At 61.0% G+C, this 7,501-nt stretch carries 8 protein-coding genes; 3 read left to right on the top strand and 5 right to left on the bottom strand.

Going from position 1 to position 7,501, the window contains the following annotated elements:
- Positions 1–437: 437 nt before the first annotated feature.
- The 5 genes from ACY69P_RS11825 to queA form a co-directional block, all read right to left on the bottom strand.
- Positions 438–992 carry a 2-oxoacid:acceptor oxidoreductase family protein gene (locus tag ACY69P_RS11825; RefSeq protein WP_462327616.1) on the bottom strand — a complete coding sequence of 185 codons (555 nt, stop codon included), beginning with the start codon at positions 990–992 and terminating at the stop codon, positions 438–440.
- 9 nt (positions 993–1,001) lie between these two features.
- Positions 1,002–1,766 (bottom strand): thiamine pyrophosphate-dependent enzyme, encoded by a 765-nt coding sequence (locus ACY69P_RS11830; RefSeq protein ID WP_404844068.1) that lies wholly within the window; start codon positions 1,764–1,766, stop codon positions 1,002–1,004.
- Between the two features lie 2 nt (positions 1,767–1,768).
- A complete protein-coding gene (locus ACY69P_RS11835) occupies positions 1,769–2,836 on the bottom strand; it encodes a 3-methyl-2-oxobutanoate dehydrogenase subunit VorB (protein WP_462327617.1) in 1,068 nt (355 codons plus the stop codon).
- Between the two features lie 3 nt (positions 2,837–2,839).
- Positions 2,840–3,070, bottom strand: a complete 231-nt coding sequence (locus tag ACY69P_RS11840; RefSeq protein ID WP_404844066.1) for a 4Fe-4S binding protein — start codon at positions 3,068–3,070, stop codon at positions 2,840–2,842.
- A gap of 74 nt (positions 3,071–3,144) precedes the next feature.
- A complete protein-coding gene (gene queA / locus ACY69P_RS11845) occupies positions 3,145–4,239 on the bottom strand; it encodes a tRNA preQ1(34) S-adenosylmethionine ribosyltransferase-isomerase QueA (RefSeq protein ID WP_462327618.1) in 1,095 nt (364 codons plus the stop codon).
- 226 nt (positions 4,240–4,465) lie between these two features.
- Here queA and ACY69P_RS11850 point away from each other — a divergent pair, with 226 nt between their 5' ends.
- From ACY69P_RS11850 to ACY69P_RS11860, 3 genes are read left to right on the top strand one after another with little or no spacing between them, the layout of a single operon-like run.
- The gene (locus ACY69P_RS11850; RefSeq protein WP_459900142.1) at positions 4,466–4,963 is read left to right on the top strand and encodes a hypothetical protein; all 498 of its coding nucleotides are present in this window, start codon (positions 4,466–4,468) and stop codon (positions 4,961–4,963) included.
- A gap of 13 nt (positions 4,964–4,976) precedes the next feature.
- Positions 4,977–6,188: a bifunctional phosphopantothenoylcysteine decarboxylase/phosphopantothenate--cysteine ligase CoaBC gene (gene coaBC, locus ACY69P_RS11855; RefSeq protein ID WP_462327619.1), complete on the top strand. Its 1,212-nt coding sequence runs from the start codon at positions 4,977–4,979 to the stop codon at positions 6,186–6,188.
- Positions 6,170–6,898: a hypothetical protein gene (locus ACY69P_RS11860; protein WP_462327620.1), complete on the top strand. Its 729-nt coding sequence runs from the start codon at positions 6,170–6,172 to the stop codon at positions 6,896–6,898. The genes coaBC and ACY69P_RS11860 overlap by 19 nt, the downstream gene beginning before the upstream one ends.
- Positions 6,899–7,501: the final 603 nt, after the last annotated feature.

Raw genomic sequence — 7,501 nt, forward strand, 5'->3', positions numbered from 1 at the left:
CCTGCACTTAACGCTTGATTGCCAATACGATTGCTTAACAATCCTGCGTGCGCACAGACCGGGCGGCTTTATATGGAACTGTCGTCACCCCTGACGGCTCCCGTCCGTGTGGATTGGAAGATATTTTTTGGGGTGCGTTGGCGCGGTGTGATGGGCGGTGAGAATCCCTGCCTGGCTGTTTGAAAGACGAAAGCAAAAGGCAGAAGATCCCGCCCGCCCACCCCTATTTTCGGGGCGGCTTCCGCCCCGAAAATCCTGGGGATTCTCAAGGGTGTCACACCCTTGAGCAGCTCTGCTATCTTTATCTCTAAGGCCCTACGTCCTTTCAGGCCGAACGGCCTAAGAGCTAAAGCCGCCGGAGGCAAAAAACCTCTTCACAAAAAAAGGGGAGGGCGCAACCACGCCCTCCCGTATTCTTCTCATGTCCACCTTTGGCGCTAGTGCAGCGCCTTGGCGGCAACGTCGGCTCCTGCTTGCAGGGCTTCGGCGTTTTTGGGGATGAGTTTTTCGTAGCGTTTGGAGATGACGCTTGGCAGTGCGTCCTGCACGGCGCTGACGGGCATGACGCCTGTGGCCTGCACGTAGGCGCCGAGGGCGACCATGTTGGCCATGCGCGTATTGCCGATGGAGTCGGCGATATCATTGCAGGGGACCATGATGGAGCGCACGCGCTCGGTCTCGACAAGAGACTCGTCCACGAGGGACGAGTTGATGATCTGCACGCCACCGTCCTGCATCCGCGGCTGGAACTTATCCAGCGAGGGTCTATTCATGATGATAAGGCTCTTGGGGGTGCGGATGATGGGCGAGCCGATTTCCTCACTGGACACAACGACGGTGCAGTTGGCGGTACCGCCACGCATTTCCGGGCCATAGACCGGAATATAGGTAACGTTAAAGCCTTGGCCCATACCGGCGTAGGCCAGCAGATTGCCAATGAGCATCACGCCCTGTCCGCCGAACCCCGCCATGATGACATCCTGATACAGCATAGCGGCTCCTTATTCCTCACCCGCGGCGCGGTCAGTGAACACGCCGAGCGGGAAGTAGGGGATCAATTCCGACGCGATGCGTTCGTTGGCAGCGACGGGGGACATCTTCCAGTTGGTGGGGCAGGTGGCGAGGAACTCCACAAAGCCGAAGCCTTCGCCATTTTCCTGCGCCTCGAAGGCGCGGCGGACGGCTTTTTTGGCCTTGGCGATGTTGCCCACGGTGTTGACGGCCACGCGTGCGGAATAGGCGGTGCCGCCCAGCCCGGCGATGATTTCCGCCATTTTGATGGGCAGGCCTTCTTTATCTTCACAGCGTCCGCCGGGGCAGGTGGTGGTGGCCTGACCAATCATGGTGGTGGGGGCCATCTGTCCGCCGGTCATGCCGTAGACGGTGTTGTTCACGAAGATGATGGAGATGCGTTCGCCGCGGTTGGCGGCGTGCATAATCTCGGCAAGGCCGATGGACGCCAAGTCGCCGTCGCCCTGATAGGCAAAGACAAAGGCGTCTTCGCGGGCGCGCTTGGCACCGGTGGCAACGGCGGGGGCGCGGCCGTGGGGGGCCTCGACGGCGTCTACCGTGAGGTAATTGTAGATAAACACCGAACAGCCGATGGAGCCGATGCAGACGGTCTTTTCGGCAAGTCCCATCTCTTCAAGGCACTCGGCCACGATGCGGTGCACCGTGCCATGCTGACATCCGGGGCAATAATGCGTCGGACGGTCAACGAGAACCTCCGACGGCTTGAACACGAGTTTTTCCTGTGTCTGAGGCATGCTTATTTCCCTCCCAGCCGCTCAAGAATGGGGGCTTCGAAGTCATCGGGGTTGGGCAGGGTGCCGGGCATCTGGGCATGGAAGTCAGAATCCGCATGCCGCCGCACGGCCAGCCGCACATCGTCGACCATCTGCCCAAGGTTGTGCTCGATGGTCAGGAACCGCTTGCCGTTTGCGGCCAGCTGCTCCAGCGCTTCGGTGGGGAAGGGAGAGAGCGTGATGGGCCTAAACAGGCCAACCTTGTGCCCCTTGGCGCGCAGGGCGCGCACAGTGCTTTTGACGATGCGTCCGATGGAGCCATAGGCCACGACAACAAGGTCCGCATCATCGCACTCAAAGGCCTCGTAGCGGATTTCCGCCTTCATGGCCTCGTACTTGTTCTGCAAAACGGTGTTGTGCGCGGCGAGGGCGCCTTCTTCGAGGAAGAGGGACTTGATGAGCCTTGGGTCGCGGCCAGCGGCGCCATCCAGCTGCCACGGGCCTGCGTTGTCGTCCACGTCCTCTGGCTGCCAGCAGGAGACAGGCTCCTTCATCTGGCCGAGGATGGCGTCGCCAAGAATCATCACAGGGTTCTTGTAGCGGAAGGCGAGGGTGAAGGCCTCGATGATGAGGTCATAGCCTTCCTGACAGGTTGCGGGGGCGAGGACGAGCAGGCGGTAGTCGCCGTGTCCGCCGCCGCGGGTGGACTGGTAGTAGTCGCCCTGACTTGGGCCAATGTCGCCAAGGCCCGGACCGCCTCTGTTCATGTTGACGAGGACGGCGGGCAGCTGGCTTCCGGCCATGTAGGAAATGGCTTCCTGCTTCAGAGACATGCCGGGGCTGGAGGACGACGTCATGGCGCGTACGCCGCACGCGGCGGCGCCCAGCAGCATGTTTGCTGCGGCGACTTCGCTCTCTGCCTGCACAAATTCGCCTCCGGCGTCGGGGAGCGCCTTGGAGAGGAATTCTGGAATCTCATTCTGCGGGGTGATGGGGTAGCCGAAGAAGCACTTGCACCCGGCGGCGAGGGCGCCGCGGGCGATGGCCTCATTGCCTTTGACGAAGCGTTTTTCCGGAGATTGTTTGGCCATCGTCTACGCCTCCTTGGCCTTTGGGGTCTTGTAGACGGTGAAGCAGAAGTCCGGGCAGATTTTTGCGCAAGACATACAGCCGATGCATTCCTCCATTTTCCCCTGAGGAACCTCGACCACTTTGTAGCCCTGGGCATTGAACCTGTCGGACTGCTGAATGATCTCCTTCGGGCAGACGGTGGTACAGAGCAAACAGCCCTTACACCGCTCCTCCCGAATCTCGATTCTCGACATACGCAGCTCCTTGCTGATTCAAGAGTCAATCAGCCAGCCGTCCGAGAGCAGGTCAATGCGCGGGGCGCGGCTGGCTAGAGTATGAGCATTGCGTCGCCGTAAGAGAAGAAACGAAACTTGTTCTCGAGCGCGGTTGCGTACGCTGCGAGCACGGAATCCCTTCCAGCGAGCGCAGAAACCATAATAAGGAGCGAGGACTCTGGCAAATGGAAATTCGTCAGCATCCGGTCAACGACATTGAATTTCCGCCCCGGATACAAATAAATATTCGTCCATCCGGTGTAGGGCTGTATGCCGCCCGTGGCCGCAAAAGCGCCCTCAAGGGACCGCACGCTGGTGGTGCCGACGCACACCACGGGACGTCCGGACGCCTTGGCCTCGCGCACAGCGCGGGCGGTATCCTCGCTGACTTCAATGTATTCGCCATGCATGGAGTGCTCGCGAATATCCTCGCACCGCACGGGGCTGAATGTGCCGTAGCCCACGTAGAGCGTGACCTCCGCCCATTCAATGCCGCGCTGGGCAAGGCGCTCGCGCACCTCCGGCGTAAAGTGCAGGCCCGCCGTCGGCGCAGCCACGGAGCCGAGCTTGGCGTCCTCGGCGTAGACGGTCTGGTAGCGCTTGGCGTCCTCGGGGGTGTCGGGGCGGCGGATGTAGGGGGGCAGGGGGTAGTGGCCGTTGGCGATGAAGAGTTGGGCCAAATCGCCGCGCCAAAGAAGGCGTACCGTGCTCTGGCCGAACTCGCGCCGGTCCAGCACATCAAGACGGAAATCATCGCTGATGGTAATGGTCTGGCCGACTTTTGGGCCCTTGGAGGCGCGCAGCAGCCCGTCAACCTCAGCGGTGGACCAGCCGTCTCCGGCGTCCTGCACGCGCCCGAGCACGAGGGGGAGGGGGGTAAGCAGCAGAAACTCCACCTTGCCGCCGGTCTCCTTGTGCCCAAACACACGGGCGGGGAGCACCTTGGAATTGTTGGCGACGAGAAGGGTGTTCTCGGGCAAACGGTCTACAATGGAGGCAAAGGTGTCTATCTCGGTCTGGCCGGTGGCCTTGTCGAGCACGAGGAGCTTTGACGCATCGCGGTTGGCGGCTGGCTCCTGCGCGATTTGGTCCTCGGGCAGTTCGAAGGTATAGGACGAAAGTTGGTATTCTACGGGTATATCACTCATGGCAATCTGCATCCCGGCGGGGGGACGGTCCCACCGCATTTGCGGGCAGGGCATACGAGAGGGGTGCCCCCGCTTAAAAAAAGCGGGAGAACCGGACCGGTTACGCACCGGGAGGCCCCGTCCTGATTGATGTTTGGCTTCGAGTCGATTAGGGTGTACGACTGGCTGAAACGTGGCTTGCCACACTATCAACTGTACACGCAATCACCGTGACTCTGGAGGCAACATGCATAGACCGATTCTCCTGATCCTGGCAATGGTTTCCTTGCTGTCCCTGTGCTCCTGCCAGTCGGCACTGCAAAACCGTTCCGACGCCTCTCCCGAGCCGAACCGCCACGTTGCCCCCAAGGCCGTGAGTTCGTATCAGGAGTTTGACGATATCCTTATTCCCAATGACTTGGAGCTGGACAACAAAAAGTCCTTCGTCTTTGAGACGCCGAACTTCAAGACCGGTATCGTCACCTACGCTGGCCGCGTTAACGCCGTGGACCTTGCCAACTTCTTTGAGCGCAACATGACCAAGGACAACTGGCACCTGCGCAGCAAGATGAAGTACAACCGCACCATTATGGTCTTCGAAAAGCCGGACCGTGACTGCATCATCAATATTCTGGACGGCACCTTCGACACCGTTGTCGAGATTATGATTGCCCCGCGCCAGTCCTCCGGCGACGTGCCCACGCAGAGCATCCCCGCTCCCGTTGAGGAAAACCTGGCCCAGTAAGGGATACCGCATCATGTACCCACACACAGCGTTCACCGGTTTTCGGGGCAAGCGCCTGCATCTTGGCGTGAGCGGCAGTGTTGCCGTGGTCAAGTCCCTTGAGCTTATGCGGGCCCTTGCCAAAACCGGCGTCCACACCAGCGCCACGCTGACAACAGGCGCCCAGCGCTTTATTACCCCCCTGTCCTTTGAGGCTCTTGGGGCGGCGCCGGTGTACACCAGCATGGACAACACGGAGTCCAGCATCTTCGGCCACCTTGAGCCGGGGCAGGACGCCCACGTGTTTGCCGTTGCTCCGGCCACGGCAAACATCCTTGCCAAAATCGCCCACGGCATCGCGGACGACATGCTGTCGTGTCAGGCGCTGGCCTTCAACGGCCCCATGGTTCTGGCCCCGGCCATGAACCCGCGTATGTGGAACGCTGCGGCAACGCGCGAAAACTGGCAGAAGCTGAAAGATCGCGGCGTTATCTGCATCGAGCCCACCTGCGGCGAAATGGCCTGCGGCGAGGACGGCAAGGGCCGTTTCCCCGATGTGGACAGCATCTCCCTGACCATTCTGCGCGCCCTCAGCCCGCAGGACTTGGCTGGGAAGAACATCCTCATCACCCTTGGCCCCACGCGGGAATACTTCGACGCCGTGCGCTTTTGGAGCAACCCTTCGTCCGGGACCATGGGCGCGGCCATCGCCGTTGCGGCGTGGCTTCGCGGGGCGAACGTCACCGCCGTGTGCGGCCCGACTAACGTCTGGCTGCCGGAAGGCATCACCCGCATTGACGTGGGCACCGCCCGCGAAATGTTTGACGCCACCACAGCCCACTGGCCTGCGGCAGACATCGCCTGCCTCAGCGCAGCGGTGGCCGACTACCGCCCCGTTCCCTACGGAACTGGCAAATTCAAAAAGGAGGGGAGTGCAGGTCTGGAGGTCGCCTTTGAGCAGAACCCAGACATCCTGTACACCCTTGGTCAGAACAAGAAGGACGGCCAGCGCCTTATCGGCTTTGCGGCCGAGGCGTCCGACCTTGAGGCCAACGCCGCCGGCAAACTCACCAGAAAGAATCTGGATATGATTGTCGGCAATGACGTTTCGCGTCCGGACTCCGGTTTCGGCACGCCCACCAACGCCGTGGTCATCCACGACGTGACAGGCGCCACCGAGGCATGGGACCCGATGTCCAAGGCCGACGTTGCATGGAGGATTTGGGATTGGATGCTCGCGCTCTAAACATCCGCGAGGGGCTTCGCTCGTGGCACGAGGCCGGCCTGCGGCTGGTCTTCAAAGCAGACTTCCCTGCGGCCAAAGCCGCTGAGGAAGCCCGCGCCGCACGTGCGGCAGCGGCTCCTGCCCCTGCGCCAAAGCAGGGCGCACATGTTTCACATGAAACACCCGCCGCGCCAAAGCGCCGCCCACCGCAGCGCCCGCAAAAGGTCAACCCGCGCCAGCAGACCGCCCAGCCCTCTGCGCCCAAGAAATCCGCGCCGCCTCCGGCAGGCCCGCAGTTTCCGTGGGAGGAATTCCGCCCCAAACTGCACACGCCCAGCCGCACGGTGTGGACCTATTGGGACCTTGGCGACGACTTTGGGGAGAATCCGAGCGCCGAGCGCCGCAAGCTCTTTGCAGCCATCATCAAAAACCTGCACTGGCCTGCGGGGTCCATCACCTTCTGGCCCGTCTCTGCGCAGCACCGCGGTTTTTTGCTGCCGCATCCCGGCAGCTTCTGGCGCGGCGTGCGAGAGGCCGAGGCGCAGACCGTTTTCTGCTTTGGCGAACGCGCCTTTCAGGCGCTGTTCCCGGGGCAGGACTTCACACCCGGCATCCGCCAAAAGAACGGCATGAACGTCTACGTCCTCCCCGGACCAAACGCCATGCTCGCGGGCGACAAACAGGCGAAGCTCGTCGCGTGGAATGGCCTCAAGAGCTTCACACCGTCCTAAACACCACCGCGCCAATACCGCACCACACGCCCCGCATTGACCACTGGTCAATGCGGGGCTTTTTTTGGACGCCAGAAGGGCGGTGCACATATGGCAGGAGAGTGAACAAAGGAACCCGCGCGAGGACGCATAAACCTCAAGAAGAACCATCCCACGTTGCCCGAGGCGAAGAATACGCAAGAAGACACATCCCCACGCCGAGTGCAGACGGCAAAAGTGGACCAAAAAAAGGAAACAACGACCAACCGCCCCAAATAAACGTCACCAGTCACTGTGCGTCAGGGCTGAACGAATACCCCTTCGCAAACCACAATGCCGCAGGTGCCCCCCCCCAAAAAAGCAAGAAGGGTGAAGCGAAAACAAATCACCCTCCATTTCCCCCTCACACACACTGATGAAAGGTCAACACCTCACCATTGAGCAATCCAGCCCCAAAGACATAGCCCCGAATCGCCCGCATACACCCTCCGCCCAATCACATTGCCCACACCAAAACGACACACCAGACAAACTCCCCCCTCCCCAAATACAAGGATTTTTAAGGATGAAATCCTTAAACCACCGGAGGTAACAAACGTAGAGCGCCCCCCACGGCCCGCCCCG

It is taken from the genome of Desulfobaculum sp. (assembly GCF_054921475.1).